The sequence below is a fragment of the Acidovorax sp. FG60 genome (assembly GCF_057808995.1).
The window spans coordinates 79,673-104,282 of sequence record NZ_JBMDJC010000020.1 but is presented as its reverse complement, the minus strand read 5'-3'; the positions used below and the strand labels follow the sequence as shown (position 1 = coordinate 104,282).

The window sequence follows — 24,610 nt, the reverse complement described above, 5'->3', positions numbered from 1 at the left end:
TTCGTAGGAATACATGAACTACCTTCTAGTAGTCCAAGTTTTCGTCCGCACCCCCACTAACCCCCGGGTCAGCTTTGCGTGGAAATCAACAATCAACCCATCAGTACTGGTGCGCGGCACCCTTGGGGCTTTATCTACAGGCTGCAGAGCTATCTTTACGACCCACAGTGCATGAGTCAAATTTGTAGAAAATTCCCACAATCGAAAAATAATTGTTGAAATCTAATTTTTATACATGAAAAAGTCCATAACTTTAGTCAATTAAGGCAAAAAAATCCCCTTACCCTGCGCGTCACTCCACCGTGACACTCTTCGCCAGATTTCTGGGCTTGTCCACATCCGTCCCCCGCGCACACGCGGTGTGGTACGCCAGCAGCTGCAGCGGCACCACGTGCAGCAGCGGGCTCAAGGGGCCGTAGTGCTCGGGCATGCGGATGACATGGATGCCGTCGCTGCTTTCAATGCGGGTGTCGGCGTCGGCCAGCACGTAGAGCACGCCAGCGCGCGCGCGCACCTCCTGCATGTTGCTCTTGAGCTTTTCGAGCAAGGTGTCATTCGGCGCCACGGTGACTACGGGCATGGCACTGGTCACCAGGGCCAGGGGACCGTGCTTGAGTTCACCGGCCGGGTAGGCCTCGGCGTGGATGTAGCTGATTTCCTTGAGCTTCAAGGCGCCTTCCAGCGCAATGGGGTAGTGCAGGCCTCGGCCCAAAAAGAGAGCGTTTTCCATCCGGGCAAAGTCTTCGGCCCAACTGATGATTTGTGGCTCCAGCGCCAGCACAGCCTGCAAGGCCACGGGCAGGTGGCGCATGGTTTTGAGGTGGGCGGCTTCTTGCTCGTCGCTCAAACGGCCTTTGGATTGGGCCAGCGCCAGCGTCAGTAAAAACAAGCCTGCCAGCTGGGTGGTGAAGGCCTTGGTGCTGGCCACACCGATCTCGACACCGGCGCGCGTGATGTACGCCAGCTTGCATTCGCGCACCATGGCGCTGGTGGCCACGTTGCAGATGGTCAGCGTGTGCTGCATGCCCAGGCTCTGCGCGTGGCGCAACGCGGCCAGGGTGTCAGCGGTCTCGCCAGACTGGCTGATGGTGACAACCAGGGTACGTGGGTTGGGCACGCTGGTGCGGTAGCGGTATTCGCTGGCCACTTCGACTTGCGTGGGGATGCCCGCGATGTCTTCGAGCCAGTATTTGGCGGTGCAGCCGCTGTAGTAGCTGGTGCCGCAGGCCAGGATCAACACGCTGTCGATTTCCTTGAACACGCGCCAGGCGGCGGCGCCAGGTTCGCCATGCTGGCCCGCGCCGTCGAACAGCTCGGGCACGATGCCAGCCAGACCTTCGAGCGTGTCGGCGATGGCACGCGGTTGCTCGAAGATTTCCTTTTGCATGTAGTGGCGGTAGGGGCCCAGCTCGGCCGCGCCGCTGTGGGCCAGCACGGTGCGCACGGGGCGCTGTTCGGACGTGAGTGCGGCACCGTCCTTGCGCACGATCCAGTAGCGGCCCAGCTGCAGGTCCACCAGGTCACCCTCTTCCAGATAAACGATCTGGTCAGTGACGCCCGCCAGGGCCATGGCATCGCTGGCCAGAAAGTGCTCTGCGCCCCCGTTTCCAACCCCCAGGATCAGCGGCGAACCGGCGCGTGCACCCACCACGCGGTGCGGTTCGTCCTTGTGCATCACGGCGATGGCGTAGGCGCCATGCAGCTCGGCCACGGTGGCCTGCACGGCGTCGAACAGGTCGCCGCTGTAGTGGCTGTCCACCAGGTGGGCGATGACTTCGGTGTCGGTCTGGCTCACAAACACATAGCCGCGTGCCTGCAGCGCCTTGCGCAGTTCTTCGTGGTTTTCAATGATGCCGTTGTGCACCAAGGCTACTCGGCCTGCGCTTTGGGCCTGCGCGTCTGCGCCAGTGCCGTGGCTGAAGTGCGGGTGGGCGTTGTGCACGGCGGGCGCGCCATGGGTGGCCCAGCGGGTGTGGGCAATGCCGGTGGCACCGTCGATGTGTTCGGTGGTCACCTGCTCCAGCAACTCAGCCACGCGGGCGGTGCTGCGGGCGCGCTGCAGGCCCGCCGGGCGCGCTGCATCGAGGCTGGAGGCATGTACCGCCACGCCGCAGGAGTCATAGCCCCGGTATTCAAGCCGCTGCAGGCCCTGGACGAGGATGGGAACGATGTTGCGCGTAGAGACCGCGCCGACGATGCCGCACATGGTGTTTGCCCTTGGGTTGGATTCGATGGGGCGGATCGTAAGCAGCATTGAGAAAAATTATCGATTGATATTTCAATGAAATTGAACTTAAATTTCACAAAACACAATGCATGAAATTTTTATTCAATTTATAGAAAATCATGGAATCCATATCACTCGACAGCACAGACTTGCAGCTGCTCAACCTGCTGCAAACCGACGCGGCGCAGAGCAACCAATCCCTGGCCGAACAGGTGCATGTCTCCCCACCCACCTGTCTGCGCCGCGTCAAGCGCCTGCACGATGCCGGTCTGATCGAGCGCCAGGTGGCCATCCTGCAGCCCGATCGGCTTGCGGCCATTCAGGGCCACGGGCTGGCCTGCATCGTCGAGGTGTCGCTGGACCGCCAAGGCGCCGAACAGCTTGACGCGTTCGAAGCCCGCGCCGTGGCCGACGACGCCGTGCAGCAATGCTGGCGCGTGTCGCCCGGGCCCGACTTTGTGCTGGTGGTGCACACACGGGACATGCCGGGGTACCTGGCGCTGTCGCAGCGCCTGTTCACGGGCGATGCCAATGTGCGCAACGTGAAGGCCTTCTTTGCAACCCGCAGGGCGAAATTTGGCACAAAAGTGCCTCTAGCGCTTGATCAGAAAGCGCAAGCAGCTATTTAATTTATAGCAAATGATTGACAGCCCCTTTGCATGCGGTTGTCCCAGTCCTCTTGCCTTCCCGCCGCATCGGCATAGAGTGGTTGGACACACAGGAGCCACGCCGCATGGAGTTCAAGGACTACTACCAGACGCTGGGGGTCAGCCCCACCGCCACGGCCGACGAGATCAAGAAGGCCTATCGCCAGCTGGCGCGCAAATACCACCCCGACGTGAGCAAGGAGCCCGACGCCGTGGCGCGCATGACGGCGGTGAACGAGGCCAACGCCGTGCTCTCCGACCCGGAAAAACGCGCCGCCTACGACCGCCTTGCGCAAGAACCGCGCATGCAGCCGGGGCAGGACTTCCGCCCGCCCCCGCACTGGGATGCGGGGTTCGAGTTTTCGGACGGCGCGGGTGGTCCGGGTGGCGCTCCAGGCGACTACAGCGACTTCTTTGAACAGCTGTTTGGCCGTGCCGCCCGGGCGCGTGGCGCCGGGCGCAGCGAACACACCAGCGGAAGACCGCCCCCCACCCAGCGCGGCGCAGACCACCACGCCCGCATCGAGCTGGACCTGGCCGACGCCTACCAGGGCGCCGAACGCACCCTCACGCTGCAAAGCGCGCACCAGGCCGATGACGGATCGCTGGTGCGCGACGAGCGCCACCTGGCCGTCAAGATCCCGCAGGGCGTGCGCGAAGGCCAGCTCATCCGCCTGGCTGGCCAGGGCAGCCCGGGCTGGGGTGGGGCACCGGCGGGCGATTTGTTTCTGGAGGTGCTGTTCAAGCCCGACCCCCGCTGGCGCGCGGAGGGCCGCGATGTCTACCAGCCGCTGGTGGTGGCCCCCTGGGAGGCGGCCCTGGGCGCCTCGGTCGAGGTGGGCACGCCGGGCGGCTCGGTCATCGAGGTGGCGGTGCCCGCAGGCTGGAAGGCGGGGCGCAAGCTGCGCCTCAAAGGCCGGGGCATCCCGGGCACACCACCGGGCGACCTCTATCTGGAACTGCACATGGCCCTGCCGCCGGCCACCACCGATGCCGAACGCGCTGCGTACGCCGCGCTGGCCCAGGCCTTTCCCCACTACAACCCGCGCGCTGCGCAAGGAGCCCAGCCATGAGCGCCCACTCCCCCACGCCCCCCGCAGAACTGCTCGACGATGGCAGCGCCGCCCTCACGCTGGACGCCTTGGCCCGCGCCTGCCGCATGGATGCCGACTGGGTGGCAGCGCGGCTGCAGGAGGGGTTGCTGCAGGCTGGCACCGAAGGCGAAGGCGACCGCTCGGCCTGGCGCTTCAGCGGGGCCACCGTGGTGCGCGCCCGGCGCATTGCCCACCTGGAACTCACCTTCGACGCCGATCCGCACCTGGCCGCGCTCACGGCCGACCTGATTGAGGAAGTCACCGCCCTGCGCCAGCAACTGCGGCACCTGAAAGGCCGTTGAACGCAGCAGAGCACGACGGAACACTGGGGGGCCACGCCGCAGCACCTGGTCATTTCATGCTGGCATCGCCCCACAGGGGCATGTAAGCTCCCCCCAGCCCCTTCGCGAGCCCGCCCCCCCAGAGCGCAGCACGAGCGGCATCACCCTATCCATCCATGCCCACACCCCGCCGCCAGATGCCCCGCCGCATCTACCCCCTGCGCATTCTGGGCATGGGGCTCGGTGGCATCGTGGTGGGCGTGGTGCTGTGGGAGCGCCACGCCAGCGTCTCCGCCTGGCTGGCCATGGTGCTGCCTGCTTTTGTGTGGCCCCATGTGGCCTACCTGATCACACGGCACAGCGCCGACCCCTACCGCGCTGAAACCCGCAACCTGCTCATTGACTCCGCCCTGGCCGCCAGCTTTGTGCCGTTGATGCACTTCAACCTGCTGCCCAGCGTGTTGCTGCTGACACTGACCATGGTGGACAAGATCACCACCGGCATCCGTGGGCTGTGGGCGCGTGCGCTGCCCGCCATGCTGGTCGGGGGGCTGGCGGGCGCGGCGCTGGCCGGCCTGCACTGGGCGCCGGAAACCTCCATGCGGGTCATGGTTGCCTGCCTGCCGGTGATGGCGCTGCACACGCTGTCGGTCAGCATGGTCAGCTACCAGCTCATCCGCCAGTCGGCACGGCACAACCAGATGCTGGACGAACTGCGGCGCGTGGATGCGCTCACGGGCCTGTTCGGGCGCGGCCACTGGCAAGAGCAGGCCGAGGCGGCGCTGCGCCGCCACCACGCCAGCAACGAACCCGCCTGCATGCTGATGCTGGACATTGACCATTTCAAGGAAATCAACGACGCCCATGGCCACACCGTGGGTGACGAGGTGATCCGCGCGCTGGCCCATGTGGTGCGCGGCAACGTGCGCGCGGGCGACTGCGCCGGGCGCTACGGCGGCGATGAATTTGCCATCGTGCTGCCGGGCATGCTCGCCAAGGACGCGCTGGCCATTGCCCACCGCATCCGCGAGCAAACCGAAGGCGTGCGCCTGCGCAGCCTGCCCGGCGTGCGCATCACCAGCAGCATTGGCGTAGCCCCCGCCGACCACCGCCACAGCAACCTGCGCGCCTGGATCGACGCCGCCGACGCCGCGTTGTATGCCGCCAAAAACGGTGGACGCAACCGCGTGGCGGGGTGCATGGAGCCAGCGCTGGCGCCTGCGGTGTAGCAACCGAGAACCGGTTCCAGCACACCACATTCGCCGCCCCGTGCCACCATGCCCTCCGCGAACGATCCACAGCCTGCTTCTTACCGCCGCCACGGCGGCATAGGCCCCGCGTCGGAGCGGCTGACCTACCGCCGCATCTACCCGTTGCGCATGCTGGGCATGGGCCTGGGTGCCGTGTTGCTGGGCAGTGTTCTGCACGACAACCAGTCTCCGGCGTGGATGTGGTGGTTGCTGGGGGTCACCGCGCTGGTTTGGCCCCAGCTGGCCTACCTGCTGGCCCGGCACAGCGCCGATCCTTACCGGGCCGAAGTGCGCAATCTGCTGATCGACTCGGCCATCGCTGGCATGTGGGTGCCGCTGCTGCACTTCAACCTGCTGCCCTGCGTGGTGATGGCCCTCATCACCACCTACGACAAGTTCAGCACTGGCATCAAACGCCTGTGGCTGCACTCCCTGCCCGGCATGGCGGGCATGTGCCTGCTGATGACCTTGCTGCTGCGGCCCGAGCCGCGCCTGGAAAGCTCGCTGCTGGTGGTGGTGTGCACCCTGCCCCTGCTCATCGTGCATGGGTTGGCGGTCAGCACGTCCAGCTACCGCCTGATCCGCACGGTGGCGCGGCAAAACCGCGAGCTGGAGAGCCTGCGCCGAACCGACGCCCAGACCGGCCTGGTGGCCCGCAGCCACTGGCAGGACCAGGCCAAGCTCAGCCTGGAGCGGTTTCACGCCAGCGGCAGCCCCGCCTGCCTGCTGATGATCGACATCGACCACTTCAAGTCCATCAACGACCTGCACGGCCACACCGTGGGGGACGAAGTGATCCACGCCGTGGGCCAGGTGATCCTGGACTGCGTGCGCGCACACGACCACGCAGGCCGCTACGGCGGGGACGAATTTGCAGTGGTGCTCAGCGGCACCCGCGCAGCCGATGCGCTGGCCATCGCCGAGCGCATTCGCAGCCGCATCGCGGCCCTGCACCTGCGCGACCAGCCTGATTTGCACCTCACCAGCAGCATCGGCCTGGCACAAGCCGCGCCCCACCAGGCGGGCCTGCGCGAGTGGATCAACGACGCCGACGCCGCCCTGTACCGCGCCAAAAACGCCGGGCGCAACCAGGTGGCAGACCATGAAGCGCAGACATCCCACGCGGCACCACCTGCGCCGGTGGTGCAGACCCATTGAACCCGAAGGGGGTTTGCTGCACCTGCTGAGCCCGGGGCGCTGACAACGCCGCGGGACCCAGGAATTAGCATAAAAATTGCCGCCAGCGCTTATCCATCAAGCGCAAACAGCTATATTTTTAATAGCAAATTATCAAATCTTTGCTCACGCCGGCCAGCACACGCGCACCGTGCAGCCACCGCCCGGCACCGCCGTGGCACTGATCTGCGCGCCATGGCGCTGCGCCACCGCGCGGCACAGCGCCAGCCCCGCGCCCACGCCGTCAAACTCTGTCTCGCGGTGCAGGCGCTGGAACACGCCGAACAAGCTGCCCGCGCGCGCGGGGTCGAAGCCCACGCCGTTGTCTTGCACCGTAAAAGCCACCTGGCCTGCGGGTGCAGCATCCGCCGACACCGTGATGCACGCGTGCGCCACAGGGCGGGTGAACTTCAGGGCATTGCCCAACACTTGCACCAGCAGCTCCTGCAGCAGCGTGGGGTCGGCCTGCAGAGTGGGCAAATCCGACGCAATGCGCCACTCCACCGCACGCCCAGCCTCGGCAGCGGCCAGCGCGGCGCGCGCCTGGGGGATGGCACCACCCAGCGGCACCGGCTGCAGGCGCAGCGGCGCGCGGCTGGCGCGCACCAGGGTTTGCAGGCCGTCGATCATGAGCCCCATGCGCCGGGCAGACTGGTCCATTGTGGCCAGAAAACCCAGCGCCTCCTGCACCTCGGCACCCTGCACCACCTCGGGCGGCAGGTCGCCCAGCACCTCGCGCACCAGCGTGCCGTACGACGTCACGTGCCGCAGCGGCGCGCGCAGGTCGTGCGACACGGCACGCAAGAACTCCTCTTGCGCAGCGGCCATGTCGGCCACCTGCTGCTGGCTGCGGGCCAGTTCGGCGCGCAATCCCTGCAATTGCTGCAGCTCGTCCCCGGCGCTGGCGTCTGGTGCGTTCATGGCTTGGGCTGTTTGGCGGGCCTCGCCCAGTTGGCAATGCTCACCTGCTTGCCCCGTGCCACACTCAGCGCCCCCGGCGCCGTGCTCTTGGTGATGGTGCTGCCACCACCCACCGTGCCGCCTGCGCCAATCGTCACCGGCGCCACCAGCACGCAGTTGCTGCCCACATGCACATCGGCCTCGATCACCGTGCGGTGCTTGTTGGCGCCGTCGTAGTTGGCGGTGATGCTGCCTGCGCCGTAGTTCACGCGCTCGCCCACCGTGGCGTCCCCTAGGTAGGCCAGGTGGTTGGCCTTGGCACCATCGGCCAGGGTGGAATTCTTCACTTCCACAAAGTTGCCGATGTGCACCTCGCGGCCCAGTTGTGCGCCGGGGCGCAGGCGTGCAAAGGGGCCGATCAAGGCGCCCTCGCCCACGGTGGCTCCGGCCTTTTCGCCGTCGATGTGGGTGAAAGGGTGGATCACCGCGCCCGCCGCGATGCGTGCGTTGGCAATGCAGCAGTGGGCGCCAATGCTCACGCCTTCGCCCAACTCCACACGGCCAGTGAAGACGCAGTTCACATCGATCTCGACATCCTGCCCGCAGACCAACTCGCCACGCACGCCGGTGCGGGTGTCGTCGCGCACATCGAACCGGGCCGGGTCGGCCAGGCGCACGCCCTGCTCCATCAGCGCCCGCGCCTGGCGCAGTTGGTGCGCACGCTCCAGCTCGGCCAGTTGCAGCGGGCTGTTCACGCCTGCTACCTGCAGCGCATCGGTGATGCGGTGGGCCACCACGGGCACACCGTCGGCCACGGCCATGGCAACGATGTCGGTGAGGTAGTACTCGCCCTGGGCATTGTCATTGGTGAGCCGCGCCAGCCAGGGCGTGAGCAACCGCGCGGGCACGGCCATGATGCCGCTGTAGACCTCGGTGATGGCGCGCTGGGCGTCGCTCGCATCCTTGTGCTCGACGATGCATTGCACGGCATCCGATGTATTGCGCACGATGCGGCCATAACCGATGGGGTCGGGCAGGGTCACCGTCAGCAGCGCCAGCCGCTCGCCACCGCTGGCAGCCACCAGGGCGCGCAGGGTGTCGGCCTGGGTCAGGGGCACATCGCCCGAGAGCACCACCACCGTGCCGTCTTCGCGCAGGTGCGGCACGGCCTGCAACACGGCATGGCCCGTGCCCAGCTGGGGTTCCTGGCGCACGAATTTGAGGTCAAAAGAGGCGCTAGCGCTTGCTGCACCTGCGGTAGCCGCTTCTACTTCTGTAGCGCCATGGCCGGTGATGACGATGGCGCTGCGGGCCTGCAGGTGCGCGGCCTGGTCCAGCACGTGGTGCAACAAGGGGCGGCCAGCAAGGCGCTGCAGGACCTTGGGCAGGCGGCTTTTCATGCGCGTGCCTTTGCCGGCCGCCATGATGAGGATGTCGAGTGAGGTCATGAAAGGGGAGATGGGTGGGCGCTGCAAAAGCCCGGCGCGCGGGCATGGCGTGGATTATCGGCTGCAGCCCGCTGGGCGCAAAAAGCTATTAAAACAATAGCTATTCGCGCTTATCTATCAAGCGCTAGAGGCCATTTCACTCAGATTTCTGCCGCAGCAGACAGCGTTTTACAGCAACGGCATTAGTCGGGGCGGCGTGTCGTAGTACTCGGCGATGCGCGCGAGAGCCCGGGTGTTGAGCAGGCGCAAGCGGCCGTTCTTCAGCTCATGCAGGCCCAACAGCGACAGGCGCCGCAGCGTCTTGTTGGTGTGCACCAGCGACAGCCCCAGGGCGTCGGCAATGTGCTGCTGGTTGAGCGGGAACGCCACTGTGCCGTCCTCCACCAGCCCGATGCGGTCGAGCCGTCGGTACAGGTGCATGAGCAGCATGGCCACGCGCTCGGTGGCGTTGCGGCGGCCGGCGGTAAGCAGGTTGTCGTCCACATGGCCTTCTTCGTGGGCCGACAGCCAGGTGATGTCGTAGCCCAGGCGCGGGTGCTCGCGAAACAGCGCCCACAGGCTGTCGTTCTGGAACACACACAGCGAACAATCGGTCAGCGCCTCGATGCCATGGGTGGAGACATCGCCAAACTCCTGCTGCAGGCCTACCAGGTCGCCGGGCAGCAAAAAATTGAGGATCTGGCGGCGCCCGTCGCTCATGGTCTTGTAGCGAAAGGCCCAGCCCGAATACAGCGTGAACAGCTTGGCGTTGGTCTGGTTTTCGCGCACCAGCGCGCCGCCTGCTTCCACGGCCAGGCTGTCGGTGCGAAAGCCTTCAATGAAGTCCAGCACCTCGGGCTTCACGGCGGTGAAGGCGCCGGTCTTGCGCAATCTGCAATCGTGGCACGTTGGGGGGCAGACATGGGCGGGCAGGGTGGCGTTCATGGTGGCGCAATTCTCATCGATTCACATTTGGCGACAGCACCACAACGCGCCGGGTGGCGCAGCAGTTACATCTATGTCTTTTGACATTGTGCAACCGCCGTGAGCCCCCTACATTGGGCCTCACTTATGAATGTATCCCCCGCCCTTTACGAGGTCCTCTACGTGAGCACCCTCGCCCCCGAGCAACCGCTGAGCGTGGTGGCCGAGATTGCCGGGCGAGCGCGCCAGGTCAACGCGGAGCTGGACGTGACGGGATTGCTGATTTTTGATGGCCAGCGTTTTTGCCAGCAGCTCGAGGGTCCGCAGAAGGCGGTGCTTAAACTCATCGAACGCATCCGCAACGACCCCCGCCATGTCAACGTCGAGGTGCTGCACCACGGCCCGCTGGCGGGCCGGCGTTTTCAGCACTTCAGTCTGGCATTCAGCACCGTGGAAGACGAGGATGCACTCGCCCGCATGGAGAAATTGGATGGGGATGCAGCCCTGGCCGCCTTCGAAGCCGTGCGGGGCGAACTCGTCCACTGAGACCGCCCCCCCCCCACAGCACGGGGCAGACACCAGACGTCAAGCGGCTACCGGCCAGCGCCGCAGGACCAGCGTGGCGTTCACGCCGCCAAAACCAAACCCGTTGAGCATGGCGTGGGAGAGCGCCATGGGCCGGGGCCGCAGCGCCACCAAGTCCAGCCCCTCGGCCAACGCATCGGGCGTGTGCAGGTTCAGCGTGCCCGGCACCACCTGGTCGCGCAGCGCCAGCGTCGTGAAGATGGCGGCCACCGCGCCCGCCGCCCCCAGCAGATGGCCTGTGGCCGACTTGGTGGAACTGATGGCCACCTGTGACCCCGCGCCAAACACACGGCGAATGGCCGCCAGCTCGCCCCGGTCACCCACGCCGGTGGACGTGGCGTGGGCGTTCAGATGCTGCACGTCCTGCGCCGTGAGGCCTGCCTGCGCCAGCGCTGCCAGCATGCTGCGCGCTGCGCCGTCACCGTCTTCGGGGCCGGAGGTGATGTGGTACGCATCGGCCGACGTGCCGTAGCCCACCAGCTCGGCCAGCGGCGTGGCGCCGCGCGCGAGGGCATGGTCCAGCGCCTCGATCACCAGCATGCCCGCGCCCTCGCCCATCACAAAGCCGTCGCGCTGCGCATCGAAGGGGCGCGATGCCTGCTCGGGGGTGTCATTGAACGCCGTGCCGAGCGCCTTGGCCGCTGCAAAGCCGCCCAGGCTCACGCGGTCAATGGCCGCCTCGCTACCGCCGCACAGGGCCACATCGGCCTCGCCGCTGCGGATCAGGCGCGCGGCATCGCCAATCGCCTGCACGCTGGCGGCGCAGGCGGTGACCGGCGCCCCCAGCGGCCCCTTGAGGCCATGGCGAATCGACACCTGCCCTGCCGCCAGATTGACGAGGAAGGAGGGCACCGTGAACGGCGACAGGCGCTGCGGGCCGCGCGTGTCGGTGGTGCGCACCGCCTCGGCAATCGCGCCAAAGCCGCCAATGCCCGAAGCGATCACCGTGGCCGTGCGCTCGCGCGCGCGCTCATCGGCAGGCGGCCAGCCGGCCTGCGCCAGCGCCTGCTGCGCCGCGCCCAGCGCAAAGGGAATGAAGCGGTCCATCTTGCGCTGGTCCTTGGACGAGACGATGGCGTCCACATCCCAGCCGCCTTCGGGGTCTTGCGCCACATCCGGCACCTGCCCCGCCACCTTGGCGGCAATGCCGTCCGTGACCGCGTCCGGCAGGCGTGACAGGCCCGATCGCCCGGCCAGCAGGCGCTGCCAGACCAGTTCCACGCCGCAGCCCAGCGGCGACACCAGGCCCATGCCCGTGACCACAACGCGCCGCATCAGGCCACCGCCTTGTCGCAGCACAAACCACTCCACAACTCGGCACCACGGCCGCCAGGGATCATTTTTTTCATGCATTCACCTCGTCAGACAAATTGGGCGCAGCACCAAGAACCGGTTCTGGGGTGCTGCAGCGACGCGCGGAAAGGGCCCGCGCCTTTATGATTGCAGCCATCATCATAAAGGCACAACCGCTTTTTGCGTACGCTCGCAATCAATAAGAGGCTCCCATGAAGGTTTCCAAAGCACAGGCCGCAGAGAACCGGCAGGGCATCCTGGACGCAGCCTCCCGCCTGTACCGCGAGCGGGGGCTGACCGGCGTGGGCGTGGCCGACATCACGCGCGACGCCGGGCTCACCCATGGCGGGCTGTACCGGCATTTCGCCTCCAAGGACGCGCTGGTGCAGGAGGCGTGTGCGCGGGCGTTTGACTGGTCGATGACCCCGCTGGAAGGCGCCACACCCCACACCACCGTGGGCGAGCGCATCCAGCGCTACCTCTCGCCCCAGCACCGCGACGCGCCGGGCACCGGCTGCCCCGTCGCCGCGCTGGCGGTGGACGCCGCACGGGCGGGCGGTGGGCTGTCGGAAGTGTTTGCCGAGGGCATCGAGCGCAACATCCAGCGGTTTGCCCAGTTGTTGGTCGACAGCAGGGCCGAGGCAGGCAGCGCAACCGTGCGGTCACAAGACCGGGATTGCGCGATACAAGTGCTGGCCACCATGGTCGGCGGGCTGGTGCTGGCCCGAGCCACCGCTGCGGCGCAGCCCGCGTTGTCGGATGAACTGCTGACGACGCTGCAGACCCAGCTGATTGGGCTGTTGGGCGAAGAGCCGCGCTGACGGTCTGGTGATTCCCCGTTCGCTATTAAAAAAGAGCTGCTACCGCTTGATGGACAAGCGGTAGCAGCTCTTTTGACTCTAACCCCACACCCAACCGAGGCGACCGAGCGCCTCAGATCAGGTCAGGCGCAGCAGGCATCGCCCCAGGCGGGAGCCCCGTTGCCAACGGACGCACGGCGCCACCAGGATGCGGGGCGGGCGCTGGCGGCATCGCCATCCACCCAGCGGTACTGCAGACGGCGGCCGTTCAGCGGCTCGACCACCACAGACTGGCCTGCGGCCACGGGCAGCGACTGCCCAGCGCACAGGAACACGTCGCTGCTGTCGCCCAGGCCCTTGCCCAGCGTGACCCAGGCCTGGCCTTCGGCAATGCGCAAAGTCATTGCAACCTTGGGTGCCAGCGTGACAGCAGCGCCCGCTGCCACGTTGCCAGTGCTACCAGCGACCGCGCCCAGCGCGCGGGAAGATGCAAACAGATGAAGAGCGTGAGAGGTTGTCATGGTGTTCTCCGGGTAAACCCTAATAAGACCGTATGGTGCGCGGCTTGCAGAACAACGTCCAATGAAAAGCACGGCACCTATTGATGCTTTTCCTGCATATAGAGAGCCTGTTCAATGTCTTTTTGGAGATCGCATTGGAGTGCAATCGGGATGAGTGGATGCTTCGGATGCGCCGCATGGGCTCATGCCCATGCAAGCAGCCGGGGCGTCCAATCGCCCGATTTCACTCCAACCCTTCGGGCAAGTGCCTTGCCGGGCGGTCTGCGGCGTTGCGGCGCTTGTGGATAGCCGGGCTATCCACTGCGCACCGCGCCTTGCATCCCCTCCCGGCAAGGTACTTGTGCGACTCCAAAAAGACATTGAACAGGCTCTTAAGCGGGCTTGCGCTGTAGCGGTGCTGCTATCCGATGCAGAGCAAACCGGGCCAGACCGGCGGCGAACCGGCCGCCTGCACCCGTCACATCGGCCAGCGCCGCACCCAGGGCGCGCCCGCTTTGGCCCAGTGCCTGCACCAGGTCGCGCAGCGGCTGCACTACGCCACATTCCCAGTCGCGGGCGGCCAGGCTGGCGGGCTGCGCCGTGGCGGGTGCCACCACGCTGTCCCAACGGAAAGCCACGGCCTCAGCGTTGCCCCGGGGGTTCCAGGCTTCCATCACCACATGCTGGCCCGGCGCAATGGTCAATTGCTCCCCAGCCCGCAGCACATGATCGGCCGCCGCACCCGGCAAATCCGCCAAAGACCCGCTCAGGGTGAGCCAGACCTGCCCCTGCGCAATCTGCAATACACCATGGGTGTGCGGCCGCAGCGACAAGGCCCGGCCTGTGGCCAGTTTCCAGCAACCGGCCGCACGACGGCCAGCCAGGGCGGCGTGGACGGATTGTTGCGATTCCAGAACGTTGCGGGGGGACATGACAGGCTCCTTGGCTTCAGTAAAACGTGTTGAGGAGCCTGAATGGTGCGCCTTCCACCGTACACAGTCCAATGAAAACGCGGTACGCTATTCATTCCGTCAACGCATGAATCGCCCTCCAGGACACCTGCCATGGCCTCTGCCGAATATTCCCCCGCCGTCCTTCGCACCCGCCCCGTGGCCACCGGGCACTGGCGCGCCTTTCTCGCTGTGGCCAAACACCTGAACTTCCGCGCCGCCGCCGACGAACTGGCGCTCACTCAGTCGGCCGTAAGCCGCCAGATCCAGGCGCTGGAGGAAGAAGTGGGCGTGCCCCTGTTTCTGCGCCACACCCGCGCGGTGGAGCTGACCAGCGCGGGCGCGCAGCTGCAGCGTGCCGTGGGCCCGGCGCTGGAGCGCATGGACGCGGCCGTGCGACTGGTGCGCCAGACGGCCGGGCGCCGCAGCGTGGCCATCACCACCTGGGCCAGCTTTGCATCGATGTGGCTGATCCCGCGCATGGAGGAGTTTCAGCGCGACAACCCCGGCATCGACATCCGCATTGATGCGAGCGACGTGCAGGTGGACCTGGAAACCTCGGACGTGGACCTGGCCCTGCGCTATGCCATGCCCGCCGGCGCCACGCAAGGCGGCATCCGTCTGTTTGGCGAGCAACTGGCCGTGGTGGCCAGCCCCTGGCTGCTCAAGAGCGGCAAACCGCTGCGCACGCCGGCCGACGTGGCGCAGTTCACCCTGATCGAGGCAGGCGACGCCCACCGCACGCACTACCTGGAGTACCTGAGCTGGCGCCGCTGGTTCGACACGCGCGACCTGACCAAGCTGCAACCCCAGCGTTGGCTGTACTTCAACTACGCCCACCAGATCGTGCAGGCCGCGCTGGCCGGCCAGGGCCTGGCACTGGCGCGCATGCCGCTGATTGCCGATGCGCTGGCCGCTGGCGACCTGGTGGAGGTGCTGCCCGGCCACCGCATCGACTCGCCGCTGGCCTATTGGCTCATGGTGGGGCCACGCAGCGCGCAGCGGCCGGAGATCAAGGCCTTCTGCGCCTGGCTGCAGGTGCAGGCCGAGGCCACCCGCCAGGCAATTGGCGATGTGCCCGACCCGGATTTGAACGACAACCTGGACGGGGCCTGATGAAGAAAGCGCTGGGCCTTGCGGCTTCAGCGCTTTTATTTTGATAGCTGCCAGCGCTTATTCGACAAGCGCTGGCAGCCAATTTGACTTAAAAATCAGGACAAAGTCACTCTTGCGAACTTGCGCTTGCCCACCTGCACCACGTAGGTGCCCGCAGCCAGCTTCAAGCCCTTGTCGCTGACCACGCTGCCATCCACACGCACGCCGCCGCCGTCGATCAGGCGGTTGGCCTCGCTGCCCGAGGGCGCCAGGTTGGCCTGCTTGAGCAGCGCTCCAATGCCCAGCGGTGCGCCGGACAGGCTAAGTTCGGGGATGTCATCCGGCACGCCGCCCTTGCTGCGGTTGATGAAATCCTGCTCGGCCGCATCGGCCGCAGCCGCGCTGTGGAAGCGCGTGGTGATCTCCTTGGCCAGCATCACCTTGGCATCCTTGGGGTTGCGCCCGCCCTCCACCTCGGCCTTGAGTGCGGCGATCTCGGCCAGGCTCTTGAACGACAGCAGCGTGTACCAGTCCCACATCAGGGTGTCGCTGATCGACAGCACCTTGGCGAACATGGTGTTGGCGTCTTCGGTGATGCCAATGTAGTTGTTCTTGGACTTGGACATCTTGTCCACGCCATCGAGCCCCACCAGCAGCGGCATGGTGAGCACACACTGCGGCTCCTGGCCATATTCCTGCTGCAGATGACGGCCCATGAGCAGGTTGAACTTCTGGTCCGTGCCGCCCAGCTCCAGGTCGCTCTTGAGCGCCACCGAGTCGTAGCCTTGCATCAGCGGGTACAGGAACTCGTGCACCGCAATGGACTGACCGGTGGTGAAGCGCTTGTGGAAGTCGTCGCGCTCCATCATGCGCGCCACGGTGTAGCGCGAGGCGAGCTGGATCATGCCGCTGGCGCCCAGGGGTTCGCTCCACTCGCTGTTGTAGCGAATCTCGGTCTTGGCCGGGTCCAGCACCATGCTGGCCTGCTTGTAGTAGGTCTCGGCGTTCACCTTGATCTGCTCGGGCGTGAGCGGCGGGCGCGTGCTGTTGCGGCCCGAGGGGTCGCCGATCAGGCTGGTGAAGTCCCCGATCAGGAAAATCACCTGGTGGCCCAGATCTTGCAATTGCCGCATCTTGTTCAGCACCACCGTGTGGCCGATGTGGATGTCGGGAGCCGTGGGATCGAGCCCGAGTTTGATGCGCAGCGGCTGGCCTGTGGCCTCCGAGCGCGCGAGCTTCTTGACCCATTCGTCCTGCGGCAGCAGCTCTTGCACGCCACGCAGGGAGATTTCGAGGGCCTGTCTTACACCATCAGAGACCGGGGTTGTTGTAACAGCAGATTGATTCATAAGGGTTTTTTGGGATGTCTAGACAGCATGCACCGCTATACTTCAGCCCACATTGCTTGAGGCGGATTCTAGTGGGACCGCTGTTTCGACCTGTTTTTGACCATTCTGTCGAACGGCTGCAGCCTGACAGTCTGTGCTCCATGCCTTGCCCCGCGCCAGCGCCGGGGAAGTGTCACGGATTCACTCTCACCCTGGGGATAGACCATTGATTCACGGCTTGACCACCGCCAGCTCGGCTTTGCTTGACCGGCTGTCCCGCACGATCCAACAACATCCCAAACGCATCACCGCCGCCGTCGCAGCCATCCTGCTGACGGGTGGTGGCGGCGCATTCGCTGTGGCGTCCTTTGCGCCGGACCCGGCCGAGCTGCCGGTGCGCATGGTGAGCTACCCCGTTGAATCGCTGGCAGAAAACCTCGTGCTGGGCGAGCTGGAAGCTCCGGGCTTTTCGCTGTTCCGCTCCGAACAGGTGCGCAGCAGCGACACCCCCGAGTCGCTGCTGCAGCGCATGGGCGTGGCCGACCCGGCCGCCGCTGCATTCATGCGTGGTGACACTCCTGTGCGACAAAATGTGCTGGGCCGCACCGGCCGGATCGTGTCGGCAGAGACCACCGACGACCACCGCCTGATTCGCCTTACGGTGCGCTGGGTGCCGGACGACAGTGGCAACTTCCGCCGCCTGATCGTCGAGCGCACGGGCGACAACAAGTTTGCGACGCGCATCGAAACCGCCAAGATGACGACCAACAGTCGGCTGGCGGGCGGCATCATCCACAGCTCGCTGTTTGCCGCCACCGATGCGTCCAACATCCCTGACGCCGTGGCCGTGCAGATGGCCGAGCTGTTCTCGGGCAACATCGACTTTCGCCGCTCCCTGCGCAAGGGCGACCGCTTCTCGGTGGTGTACGAAACGCTGGAAGCCGATGGCGAGCCCCTGTCCAGTGGCCGCGTTCTGAGCGCCGAGTTCGTGAATAACGGCAAGACCCATGAGGCCGTCTGGTTCCAGGAACCCGGTGCCGCCAAGGGCGCCTACTACACGCTGGACGGCGAAAGCATGCGCCGCGCGTACCTCACATCCCCGGTGGAGTTCTCGCGCGTGACCAGCGGCTTCAAGATGCGCCTGCACCCCATCCTGAAGACTTGGCGCGCCCACCTGGGCACCGACTTCGCCGCGCCCACCGGCACTGCAGTGCGCACCGTGGGCGATGGCGTGGTGGAGTTTGCAGGCGTGCAGAACGGTTTTGGCAATGTGGTTTTCGTCAAGCACCGCAACCAGCACGTCACCGTGTATGCCCACCTGAGCCGCATCGACGTGCGCCAGGGACAGTCGGTCGAACAAGGCCAGACCCTGGGCGCCGTGGGCGCCACAGGCTGGGCCACCGGCCCGCACCTGCACTTTGAGTTCCGCGTCAACGGCGTACACCAGGATCCGCAGACCATCGTGGCCCAGAGCGAGGCCGCAGCGCCAGTCTCAGCTGCTTCGCGCCCTGCGTTTGACCGCCTGGCTGCCAACATGCGCATCCAGCTGTCGGCCGCTGCACGGATCGAACAAGCCAGCGCAGAGTGAAGTGAAGCCCCCCCTGAGTCGCTTCGCGCCTTCCCCCCACGGGGGGACGCCGCCAGCGCACGCAAGCGAAGCGCCGCATACGCGGCGCGGCGGCCCTTGCGCGGCAGCCACAGGCCTCGGCCGCGCCGCTTGCCTGGGCTTTGAGGCCCCTGGACCTGAGGCTCTTTCGTCCACGCCTTCACAGTCCACACGGCTCCTGTGAGTGCATCCGAGCTGTACATCGGCCTGATGTCGGGCACCTCGCTCGATGGCATCGACGGGGTGCTGGCCGATTTTTCCGGCTCGCACTGCGTGGTCACCCACCATGCCAGCGCGCCCTTCGCGCCCGAACTGCGGGCAGAACTGATGGCCCTCAACACTTCGGGCACTGACGAACTGCACCGCGCCGCGCTGGCAGGCAACGCCCTGTCGCGGGCCTACGCGCAGATTGTGCAAACGCTGCTCAAGCGCAGCGGGCAGCCAGCATCCTCCATCCGCGCCATCGGCGCCCACGGACAGACGGTGCGCCACCGCCCCCAGGAATTTGATGGCACGGGCTACACCCTGCAGCTGGGCAATCCAGCCCTGCTGGCGGAGCGCACCGGCATCACCGTGGTGACCGATTTCCGCAGCCGTGACGTGGCAGCAGGTGGACAGGGTGCACCCCTGGTGCCAGCGTTTCACCAGGGGGTTTTTGGCCGCGCGGGTGAAACCGTGCTGGTGCTCAACATCGGCGGCATCTCCAACCTCAGCGTGCTGGGCGCCGACGGCAGTGTGCTGGGCTTTGACTGCGGCCCCGGCAACGCGCTGATGGACTACTGGTGCCAACGGCACACCGGCCAGGCTTTCGACGCAGGAGGCGCGTGGGCCGCCAGCGGAAAGGTGCTGCCGGAGTTGCTGGCATCGTTGCTGGACGAACCCTTTTTGCACAAGCCCCCCCCCAAGAGCACGGGGCGCGATCTATTCAACCCCGCATGGCTCGCACACCACCTGGCGCCGTTCGCACAGGCAAACCCTGCCGACGTACAAGCGACCCTGACCGAATACACCGCCCGCGCATGTGCAATAAGCGCAAACAGCTACAAAAGAAATAGCAAAACGATGGCAGTGTGCGGCGGTGGCGCACTCAATGCCTACTTGATGGCACGGCTGCAGGCAGCCCGCCCTGGCGTGCAGGTCACCGCCACCGATACCCTGGGCCTGCCCGCATTGCAGGTGGAGGCGGCGGCCTTTGCCTGGCTGGCACGGCAGGCGCTGCACGGACGGCCCGGCAACCTGGCCAGTGTGACCGGCGCTGCGGGAGCCCGTGTGCTGGGCGCTGTTTACCCAGCCTGAAAAAACAAAAGCCGCCCATGCGGGCGGCTACGTGGTCAGAGGTCAGTTACAGAGCGGTGTGCACCACCTGACCCCTACCCTCTCCGTGTCAGGCAGAGAAGCTGGAGCCACAGCCGCAGGTGGTCGTGGCATTGGGGTTCTTGATAACGAACTGAGCCCCTTGCAGGTCTTCCTTGTAGTCGATCTCGGCGCCGACGAGGTATTGGTAGCTCATGGCATCGATCAACAGCGACACACCGTTCTTCGTCATGGTGGTGTCGTCTTCATTGGTGATTTCATCAAAGGTGAAGCCGTACTGAAAACCCGAGCAACCGCCACCTTGCACAAAAACGCGCAGTTTCAGGTCAGGGTTGCCCTCTTCGGCAATCAGGTCCGCCACCTTGGCCGCCGCGCTGTCCGTAAACAGGATGGGGGCAGGCATTTCGGTCTGGATGTTTTCGGCAACAGCGCTCATGGGGTACTCCGGGTTCAAAGTTTGCGGTGAATAGTACTGCAGTCTTCTCGGGAATTCAGTTCACTGCCCGTTTGACGCTAACTTCAGTGGGGGCTTTTCCTCCACCAGAACAGCCACCGGGCACATCTGCCCGGCAATCACGGCGCCCTGGTGCATCTCCAGCGCCTTGTAGTGCACATTGCCGGTGATCTTGGCCTTGGGCTGCAGCTCCAGCAGTTCGGCAGCGTGCACAGGCCCCACCACCTGGCCATTGACGATCACATGGTCGGCATGCACCGCCCCCTCCACGCGCGCCGTCTCGGAAATCACCAGGATGCTGGGCTGCTCCGAACCCGCACGGATGTCCCCCACCACCTCGCCATCAATGCGCATGCCTTCGGCAAAGTGCACATCTCCCTCGATCCGGGTGCCCTGGGCGATCAGGCTTTTGATCGGCGGCTGCTTCTTGCGGGAAAACATGGGTGAAAACTCCTCAATGCGCATGCTCCAACCCGGAGCATACAAACGGAAAACGACGGGGCAGAAAGCCCACGGAAAACGGCTACGGCGCGAAGCCCCGCACACATCACCCCTGCCTGCCACAACGACCGGCGCAGGGCTGCATGGGGCCTTGCAGCAGGCTGGATGAGGCTCCCCGGAGGGGCCTTCCCAACCCTGCCGCCGGACTAGTCGATGGTCATCGCCTGCACGGCGCGAACCGCAGAGCCCTCCAGCACGCGCGCGGTCACGGTTTTTACCACGGCGCTGGGGGGCAGATCGAGCACACCCTCAATGCGCCGGTACTGCTTGACCTGCAGCGGCTGTCCCTGGGCTGGCTGGGTCTGGGTCCAGGGCTTGCCATCCTGGGTGCCCGTCAGCACCAGTTCCAGCCGGCCATTGAATTCGGGGGCATTGCGCGTCGCCTGGATCACCAGGACCTGCCAGCGCAGCTGCATTCCCCCCAGCACCTCGGCCTGCAGACTACGGATCGCCAGCCCTTCGGCCTTTGCGGCGGGAATCAGCTTTTCAAAGAACCCCAGGTCTTCGCGCAGCGTGCGGTTGTCGGTCTCCAGCTGCCGAACCTGCGCCATCAGGCTTTCCTTGGCAGCCCGCTCGGCCACCAGAAGACTCTCGGCCGTATGGGCTACCGTCTGTTGCTCTTGCCCCTCAGCCCGCAGGCGATCCACTTCCGCCCGCAATTGCAGGAGTTCGTCACGGGAGACGGTATCTAGCCCTGCGATGGACTTTCCAAACTCAAAGGCCCAGAGGGCTACTGCCGCACAGAAACCAAAAACCACGGCCAGGGCCAGCCAGCGAAGGGGCCAGGGCAAGGCACTGCGGATGGCCACCCTTGGGGCGCTGATCGTCAGTCGGCGGCGCAGAAGGCGAAGGCGCATGGTGAGAAGGGGTGAAACATCGGGATGGCTCGGAGAAAAGAGCGCACCTTAAACGAAAAAACCGCCCGAAGGCGGTTTTTTGTTCTGTAAAGCAGTCCGAGGAAAGCTTCGCAGGGAGAAGGATGCCAGCCCGAAAGCCGCCATCCCTCCAGAGCCCAACCAGCTTAACGCTTGGAGAACTGCTTGGCGCGGCGTGCGGAATGCAGACCGACCTTCTTACGCTCGACTTCACGGGCATCACGCGTCACGAAGCCAGCTTGGCTCAGGACGGGCTTGAGGGATGCGTCGTAGTCGATCAAAGCACGGGTGATACCGTGGCGGGCAGCGCCAGCCTGGCCGGATTCACCACCACCGTGCACGTTGATCTGGATGTCGAAGGTTTCGACATGGTTGGTCAACGCCAGGGGTTGCTTGGCAATCATGATCGAGGTTTCGCGGCCGAAGTAGGACTGGATGTCCTTGCCGTTCACCGTGATCTTGCCGGAGCCTTTTTTCAGAAACACGCGGGCGACGCTGGACTTGCGACGGCCGGTGCCATTGTTCCATTCACCAATCATCTCAAGGCTCCTTAGATTTCCAGCACTTTGGGCTGCTGGGCGGTGTGGGGATGCTCAGCACCACCGTACACCTTGAGTTTCTTGATCATCGCGTAGCCAAGGGGGCCCTTGGGCAGCATGCCCTTGACAGCCTTTTCCAGCGCGCGGCCGGGGTGCTTGGCTTGCATGTCGCGGAAGTTCGTGGCCGTGATGCCGCCGGGGTAACCCGAGTGGCGGTAGTACACCTTGTCCAGGGACTTGGTGCCGGTGACCTTGAGCTGGGCGGCGTTGATGATGACGATGAAGTCACCGGTATCGACGTGAGGCGTGTAAATGGCCTTGTGTTTGCCGCGCAAACGGAGAGCAACTTCGCTGGCTACTCGTCCGAGGACCTTGTCGGTCGCGTCAATCACAAACCACTCGTGCACAACCTCAGCGGGCTTTGCGCTGAAAGTAGTAGTCATGAGTTTTCTCTTCAAAAGAGGGTTTGGTGGGTCCTTTTCCACGGTCGGTGCTTCTCTGAAGGAAGCCTCTTAGGTGGCGTAAAGTCTTCGCCGCGGGACCACAAAAGCGCTGCGAAGCCCGCGATTATACGAATTTGCAGGCCTGTGGCGCAAGCCCGTGGCCGGAAAGCAGCCCACGGCCCCCTCGCCCACGGCTAATTGGGGGTCTGCCGGCGGCGCTGCTCGTCAGCTTCGTAGCGGCGGCGGTTCTCCACGCAGATGGGCTGGTTGGCCTGGGATGGCTTCTGGCATTCCTGGTGGATGCACATGGGGCGTGCGAGGAAATTGGCATCTGCACAGGCCTCTTGTGGGCTGGGCACACGCGGTGGTGGCGGGCGGGGCTTGGGCTCGGCCACCACGGGGGGCGGTGGCGGGGGCGGCTCCTCATGCACCACGATCGGGGTCGGAGCCGGCTCAGGGGCGGCCCGTCGCGCACGAGTGGGGGCGCGCGGAGCAGAAGCAGGAACCAGTGCTGGCGCAGGCATGGATGCAGCAGCCACCGTATCGCTCGCAGCGCCGTCCACAGCAGCAGAGGCCGCTGCGGCCGGGTCCTGCAGCGCCGTCTCCATCACTGCAGGCGGCGGCGCTGCGGGCGGCTCTGCCATCTCGGTGATGATGTCGTCCTGCGGCGCCTTGCTGCTCTGGGCCCAGCGCAGGCCGGCGGCAGAAACCACCACGGCCACCACAGCCACCCCGAGCCACACCAGAACCGGCGAGCGCCGCGTGGTTTTCACCGCCTTGCCGTGGGGGCGGGCGATCTCCCGCTCCAATGGCTGTGGCCGATGGTCGGACGCATGGCGGGTGGTGTTCCCCGGCTGGTGGCCGCCCGCAGGATCGTCGTAGCGGGAGTCATCGACCACCACCGTGTCTCCTGCGTCGATGAAGACCGTATCACCCGCATCGGCAGCCACAGTGTCCGGGCCGCCCAGCATGACGGTGTCTCCGCCAACATTCGCTTCGCCCGCGGGAGTGGCACGCCCTCCGGCATCGTGGACCACTCCGTTCCCGGTGGCGCGTTGCGCCTGGGCGTGCATCTCTGCCACGATGCTGGGTGCTGAGGTCACATCCACCGTAGGCGTTACCAAGCCCGGGCCCGGCTGATCGGCAGGCTCCACCCAGATATCCCCCAGGTCGTTCCGGAAGTCGAAGTGCTCGCTCCCCTCCGGCGCGGACGTCATCTCCATGAGCTGCAGGAACGCGTCGATGCTCTGCGGCCGGTCCTCCGGCTTGAGCGCCAGCGACTGCGCGATCGCCGCCACGAAAGGCGCGGAATACTCCACGCCAAACTGGCGCTTGACGGTTCTGGCCACGCGGGAGAACGACACCATGCGATCGCGGATGGAGCGCAACGTGGCAGGCAGCGGCGTGTCGTTGCACAAGCAGCCATGCACCACCGCAGCCAGGGAATACAGGTCGCTCCACGGGCCCTGGCGCAAATCCTCGTCGCCATCGGAATATTGCTCTATGGGCGCGTAGTTGACCTTGAGGACGGCGGTGTGTTTGCGGTCCTGGTCGTTGATCGCGTGCCGGGCAGCGCCCAGGTCGAGCAGCACCGGGGGGCCGATGTCCTGCAGAAAAATGTTGTCGGGCGAAATATCCCGATGCAGGGTCTTACCGTCATGGAGCACCCGCAGGGCACCCAGCACCGACCACAGCACCTTGCGCAGCCAGATCTCGGGCGGCGGGGTGCGCATCTGGGCACGGGCCTGCTTGAAGGTCATACCGCTGTAGAGGGGCATGACCATGTAGGCGGTGTTGTTCGCCTCCCAGAAGCGGAACACCTTGACCAGCGAAGGGTGGTCAAACTGCGCCAGCAGGCGCGCCTCACCCACAAAAGAGGCCAGCCCGGCCTGGAACGTTTGCTGGTCCGACGACGATCTCACCCAGAGCGACTGGCCCTGCGCCCGCCCCGCAAGCGCCGAAGGCATGTATTCCTTGATCGCCACGGCCCGGTGCAGGGAGTGGTCAAAGGCTTTGTAGACCATGCCAAACCCGCCAACACCCAGGAGCGCAAGGATCTCGAACTCAGCGAGGCGGGTGCCTGGCGGCAGCGCATCCACATGGCTGACACCGCTGGCTGGGGCTTGGCTGGAACTTGCGATCATGGTGAAAAGGGTGTGGCGTGCGGGCTTGTTTCGACAGAGATTGTGGGTGAACGGGTGCCAACACCGCTCCAAACGCAATCATGAAGCATGCCAGCACGCGCTACAGAAACAAAAGGCTTCCCGTCTGCCAAAAAAGTTACACACCCTGGTCAGAGATACGCCGATTGTGCCGCGCCATGGTTCCTGGCCGCCCTCAGCCCATGAAAAATTCGCATGGAACCATGACCCGGCCTCTGTGGTGCCCGCCACCCAGCGCA

At 65.5% G+C, this 24,610-nt stretch carries 24 protein-coding genes; 10 read left to right on the top strand and 14 right to left on the bottom strand.

Features of this window, described 5'->3' with window-relative positions:
- Nucleotides 1-292: 292 nt before the first annotated feature.
- Complete coding sequence (glmS, locus tag ACODS0_RS22915; protein WP_055394673.1) at nucleotides 293-2,206, bottom strand: glutamine--fructose-6-phosphate transaminase (isomerizing); 1,914 nt, start codon at nucleotides 2,204-2,206, stop codon at nucleotides 293-295.
- A 140-nt stretch (nucleotides 2,207-2,346) separates the two neighbouring features.
- On the opposite strand from glmS, the gene ACODS0_RS22910 reads away from it, so the two are divergent.
- From ACODS0_RS22910 to ACODS0_RS22890, 5 genes are all read left to right on the top strand, one after another.
- Nucleotides 2,347-2,856 (top strand): Lrp/AsnC family transcriptional regulator, encoded by a 510-nt coding sequence (locus ACODS0_RS22910; RefSeq protein WP_055394649.1) that lies wholly within the window; start codon nucleotides 2,347-2,349, stop codon nucleotides 2,854-2,856.
- Between the two features lie 104 nt (nucleotides 2,857-2,960).
- Nucleotides 2,961-3,947 (top strand): DnaJ C-terminal domain-containing protein, encoded by a 987-nt coding sequence (locus ACODS0_RS22905; RefSeq protein WP_218301655.1) that lies wholly within the window; start codon nucleotides 2,961-2,963, stop codon nucleotides 3,945-3,947.
- On the top strand, nucleotides 3,944-4,270 hold the full coding sequence (locus ACODS0_RS22900) for a MerR family transcriptional regulator (RefSeq protein ID WP_008907221.1): 327 nt from the start codon (nucleotides 3,944-3,946) through the stop codon (nucleotides 4,268-4,270). The genes ACODS0_RS22905 and ACODS0_RS22900 overlap by 4 nt, the downstream gene beginning before the upstream one ends.
- 155 nt (nucleotides 4,271-4,425) lie before the next feature.
- Complete coding sequence (locus ACODS0_RS22895) at nucleotides 4,426-5,478, top strand: GGDEF domain-containing protein (protein WP_488837365.1); 1,053 nt, start codon at nucleotides 4,426-4,428, stop codon at nucleotides 5,476-5,478.
- A 48-nt stretch (nucleotides 5,479-5,526) separates the two neighbouring features.
- Nucleotides 5,527-6,657 carry a diguanylate cyclase gene (locus tag ACODS0_RS22890; protein WP_488837363.1) on the top strand — a complete coding sequence of 377 codons (1,131 nt, stop codon included), beginning with the start codon at nucleotides 5,527-5,529 and terminating at the stop codon, nucleotides 6,655-6,657.
- 144 nt (nucleotides 6,658-6,801) lie between these two features.
- On the opposite strand, the gene ACODS0_RS22885 is transcribed toward ACODS0_RS22890, so the two are convergent.
- The 3 genes from ACODS0_RS22885 to ACODS0_RS22875 form a co-directional block, all read right to left on the bottom strand.
- Nucleotides 6,802-7,596: a sensor histidine kinase gene (locus tag ACODS0_RS22885; RefSeq protein ID WP_488837361.1), complete on the bottom strand. Its 795-nt coding sequence runs from the start codon at nucleotides 7,594-7,596 to the stop codon at nucleotides 6,802-6,804.
- Nucleotides 7,593-9,023: a bifunctional UDP-N-acetylglucosamine diphosphorylase/glucosamine-1-phosphate N-acetyltransferase GlmU gene (glmU, locus tag ACODS0_RS22880; RefSeq protein ID WP_488837359.1), complete on the bottom strand. Its 1,431-nt coding sequence runs from the start codon at nucleotides 9,021-9,023 to the stop codon at nucleotides 7,593-7,595. Before glmU ends, ACODS0_RS22885 begins: the two co-directional genes overlap by 4 nt.
- Nucleotides 9,024-9,191: 168 nt before the next feature.
- Complete coding sequence (locus ACODS0_RS22875; RefSeq protein WP_121421217.1) at nucleotides 9,192-9,947, bottom strand: Crp/Fnr family transcriptional regulator; 756 nt, start codon at nucleotides 9,945-9,947, stop codon at nucleotides 9,192-9,194.
- 126 nt (nucleotides 9,948-10,073) lie between these two features.
- On the opposite strand from ACODS0_RS22875, the gene ACODS0_RS22870 reads away from it, so the two are divergent.
- Entirely contained in the window at nucleotides 10,074-10,472 is a 399-nt protein-coding gene (locus tag ACODS0_RS22870) for a BLUF domain-containing protein (protein ID WP_055394662.1), read from the top strand.
- Nucleotides 10,473-10,511: 39 nt separating this feature from the next.
- Here ACODS0_RS22870 and fabF read toward each other — a convergent pair whose 3' ends face one another.
- Complete coding sequence (gene fabF / locus ACODS0_RS22865) at nucleotides 10,512-11,786, bottom strand: beta-ketoacyl-ACP synthase II (protein ID WP_426308503.1); 1,275 nt, start codon at nucleotides 11,784-11,786, stop codon at nucleotides 10,512-10,514.
- Nucleotides 11,787-12,016: 230 nt separating this feature from the next.
- Here fabF and ACODS0_RS22860 point away from each other — a divergent pair, with 230 nt between their 5' ends.
- Entirely contained in the window at nucleotides 12,017-12,625 is a 609-nt protein-coding gene (locus tag ACODS0_RS22860) for a TetR/AcrR family transcriptional regulator (RefSeq protein ID WP_121421218.1), read from the top strand.
- A gap of 122 nt (nucleotides 12,626-12,747) precedes the next feature.
- On the opposite strand, the gene ACODS0_RS22855 is transcribed toward ACODS0_RS22860, so the two are convergent.
- Together ACODS0_RS22855 and ACODS0_RS22850 are read right to left on the bottom strand one after the other, a co-directional pair.
- Complete coding sequence (locus ACODS0_RS22855) at nucleotides 12,748-13,125, bottom strand: DUF2917 domain-containing protein (protein WP_121421219.1); 378 nt, start codon at nucleotides 13,123-13,125, stop codon at nucleotides 12,748-12,750.
- Between the two features lie 371 nt (nucleotides 13,126-13,496).
- Nucleotides 13,497-14,036, bottom strand: a complete 540-nt coding sequence (locus ACODS0_RS22850) for a DUF2917 domain-containing protein (RefSeq protein ID WP_228896100.1) — start codon at nucleotides 14,034-14,036, stop codon at nucleotides 13,497-13,499.
- 132 nt (nucleotides 14,037-14,168) lie between these two features.
- Here ACODS0_RS22850 and ACODS0_RS22845 point away from each other — a divergent pair, with 132 nt between their 5' ends.
- Complete coding sequence (locus ACODS0_RS22845; protein ID WP_121421221.1) at nucleotides 14,169-15,170, top strand: LysR substrate-binding domain-containing protein; 1,002 nt, start codon at nucleotides 14,169-14,171, stop codon at nucleotides 15,168-15,170.
- Nucleotides 15,171-15,265: 95 nt separating this feature from the next.
- On the opposite strand, the gene tyrS is transcribed toward ACODS0_RS22845, so the two are convergent.
- Entirely contained in the window at nucleotides 15,266-16,498 is a 1,233-nt protein-coding gene (tyrS, locus tag ACODS0_RS22840) for a tyrosine--tRNA ligase (protein WP_488837355.1), read from the bottom strand.
- Nucleotides 16,499-16,703: 205 nt separating this feature from the next.
- Here tyrS and ACODS0_RS22835 point away from each other — a divergent pair, with 205 nt between their 5' ends.
- Both ACODS0_RS22835 and ACODS0_RS22830 read left to right on the top strand, forming a co-directional pair.
- Complete coding sequence (locus tag ACODS0_RS22835; RefSeq protein WP_121421223.1) at nucleotides 16,704-18,065, top strand: M23 family metallopeptidase; 1,362 nt, start codon at nucleotides 16,704-16,706, stop codon at nucleotides 18,063-18,065.
- A 198-nt stretch (nucleotides 18,066-18,263) separates the two neighbouring features.
- Nucleotides 18,264-19,379 (top strand): anhydro-N-acetylmuramic acid kinase, encoded by a 1,116-nt coding sequence (locus ACODS0_RS22830; RefSeq protein WP_488837353.1) that lies wholly within the window; start codon nucleotides 18,264-18,266, stop codon nucleotides 19,377-19,379.
- 88 nt (nucleotides 19,380-19,467) lie between these two features.
- Here the strand turns inward: ACODS0_RS22830 and erpA are convergent, their stop codons facing one another.
- The 6 genes from erpA to ACODS0_RS22800 all read right to left on the bottom strand — a co-directional run bounded on the left by erpA (nucleotide 19,468) and on the right by ACODS0_RS22800 (nucleotide 24,353).
- Complete coding sequence (gene erpA, locus ACODS0_RS22825) at nucleotides 19,468-19,833, bottom strand: iron-sulfur cluster insertion protein ErpA (RefSeq protein WP_008907234.1); 366 nt, start codon at nucleotides 19,831-19,833, stop codon at nucleotides 19,468-19,470.
- A 60-nt stretch (nucleotides 19,834-19,893) separates the two neighbouring features.
- Complete coding sequence (locus tag ACODS0_RS22820; RefSeq protein WP_055394679.1) at nucleotides 19,894-20,292, bottom strand: bactofilin family protein; 399 nt, start codon at nucleotides 20,290-20,292, stop codon at nucleotides 19,894-19,896.
- A gap of 206 nt (nucleotides 20,293-20,498) precedes the next feature.
- Entirely contained in the window at nucleotides 20,499-21,209 is a 711-nt protein-coding gene (locus ACODS0_RS22815; RefSeq protein WP_055394671.1) for a DUF6776 family protein, read from the bottom strand.
- A 164-nt stretch (nucleotides 21,210-21,373) separates the two neighbouring features.
- Nucleotides 21,374-21,766 carry a 30S ribosomal protein S9 gene (rpsI, locus tag ACODS0_RS22810; RefSeq protein WP_005798582.1) on the bottom strand — a complete coding sequence of 131 codons (393 nt, stop codon included), beginning with the start codon at nucleotides 21,764-21,766 and terminating at the stop codon, nucleotides 21,374-21,376.
- 11 nt (nucleotides 21,767-21,777) lie between these two features.
- A complete protein-coding gene (gene rplM / locus ACODS0_RS22805) occupies nucleotides 21,778-22,209 on the bottom strand; it encodes a 50S ribosomal protein L13 (RefSeq protein ID WP_008907237.1) in 432 nt (143 codons plus the stop codon).
- A gap of 194 nt (nucleotides 22,210-22,403) precedes the next feature.
- On the bottom strand, nucleotides 22,404-24,353 hold the full coding sequence (locus ACODS0_RS22800; protein ID WP_488837349.1) for a serine/threonine protein kinase: 1,950 nt from the start codon (nucleotides 24,351-24,353) through the stop codon (nucleotides 22,404-22,406).
- Nucleotides 24,354-24,610: the final 257 nt, after the last annotated feature.

Coding starts and splice junctions, on each gene's coding strand:
- glmS (WP_055394673.1), bottom strand. CDS start 2,206: ATGTGCGGCATCGTCGGCGCGGTCTCTACGCGCAACATCGTTCCCATC.
- ACODS0_RS22910 (WP_055394649.1), top strand. CDS start 2,347: ATGGAATCCATATCACTCGACAGCACAGACTTGCAGCTGCTCAACCTG.
- ACODS0_RS22905 (WP_218301655.1), top strand. CDS start 2,961: ATGGAGTTCAAGGACTACTACCAGACGCTGGGGGTCAGCCCCACCGCC.
- ACODS0_RS22900 (WP_008907221.1), top strand. CDS start 3,944: ATGAGCGCCCACTCCCCCACGCCCCCCGCAGAACTGCTCGACGATGGC.
- ACODS0_RS22895 (WP_488837365.1), top strand. CDS start 4,426: ATGCCCACACCCCGCCGCCAGATGCCCCGCCGCATCTACCCCCTGCGC.
- ACODS0_RS22890 (WP_488837363.1), top strand. CDS start 5,527: ATGCCCTCCGCGAACGATCCACAGCCTGCTTCTTACCGCCGCCACGGC.
- ACODS0_RS22885 (WP_488837361.1), bottom strand. CDS start 7,596: ATGAACGCACCAGACGCCAGCGCCGGGGACGAGCTGCAGCAATTGCAG.
- glmU (WP_488837359.1), bottom strand. CDS start 9,023: ATGACCTCACTCGACATCCTCATCATGGCGGCCGGCAAAGGCACGCGC.
- ACODS0_RS22875 (WP_121421217.1), bottom strand. CDS start 9,947: ATGAACGCCACCCTGCCCGCCCATGTCTGCCCCCCAACGTGCCACGAT.
- ACODS0_RS22870 (WP_055394662.1), top strand. CDS start 10,074: ATGAATGTATCCCCCGCCCTTTACGAGGTCCTCTACGTGAGCACCCTC.
- fabF (WP_426308503.1), bottom strand. CDS start 11,786: ATGCGGCGCGTTGTGGTCACGGGCATGGGCCTGGTGTCGCCGCTGGGC.
- ACODS0_RS22860 (WP_121421218.1), top strand. CDS start 12,017: ATGAAGGTTTCCAAAGCACAGGCCGCAGAGAACCGGCAGGGCATCCTG.
- ACODS0_RS22855 (WP_121421219.1), bottom strand. CDS start 13,125: ATGACAACCTCTCACGCTCTTCATCTGTTTGCATCTTCCCGCGCGCTG.
- ACODS0_RS22850 (WP_228896100.1), bottom strand. CDS start 14,036: ATGTCCCCCCGCAACGTTCTGGAATCGCAACAATCCGTCCACGCCGCC.
- ACODS0_RS22845 (WP_121421221.1), top strand. CDS start 14,169: ATGGCCTCTGCCGAATATTCCCCCGCCGTCCTTCGCACCCGCCCCGTG.
- tyrS (WP_488837355.1), bottom strand. CDS start 16,498: ATGAATCAATCTGCTGTTACAACAACCCCGGTCTCTGATGGTGTAAGA.
- erpA (WP_008907234.1), bottom strand. CDS start 19,833: ATGAGCGCTGTTGCCGAAAACATCCAGACCGAAATGCCTGCCCCCATC.
- ACODS0_RS22820 (WP_055394679.1), bottom strand. CDS start 20,292: ATGTTTTCCCGCAAGAAGCAGCCGCCGATCAAAAGCCTGATCGCCCAG.
- ACODS0_RS22815 (WP_055394671.1), bottom strand. CDS start 21,209: ATGCGCCTTCGCCTTCTGCGCCGCCGACTGACGATCAGCGCCCCAAGG.
- rpsI (WP_005798582.1), bottom strand. CDS start 21,766: ATGATTGGTGAATGGAACAATGGCACCGGCCGTCGCAAGTCCAGCGTC.
- rplM (WP_008907237.1), bottom strand. CDS start 22,209: ATGACTACTACTTTCAGCGCAAAGCCCGCTGAGGTTGTGCACGAGTGG.
- ACODS0_RS22800 (WP_488837349.1), bottom strand. CDS start 24,353: ATGATCGCAAGTTCCAGCCAAGCCCCAGCCAGCGGTGTCAGCCATGTG.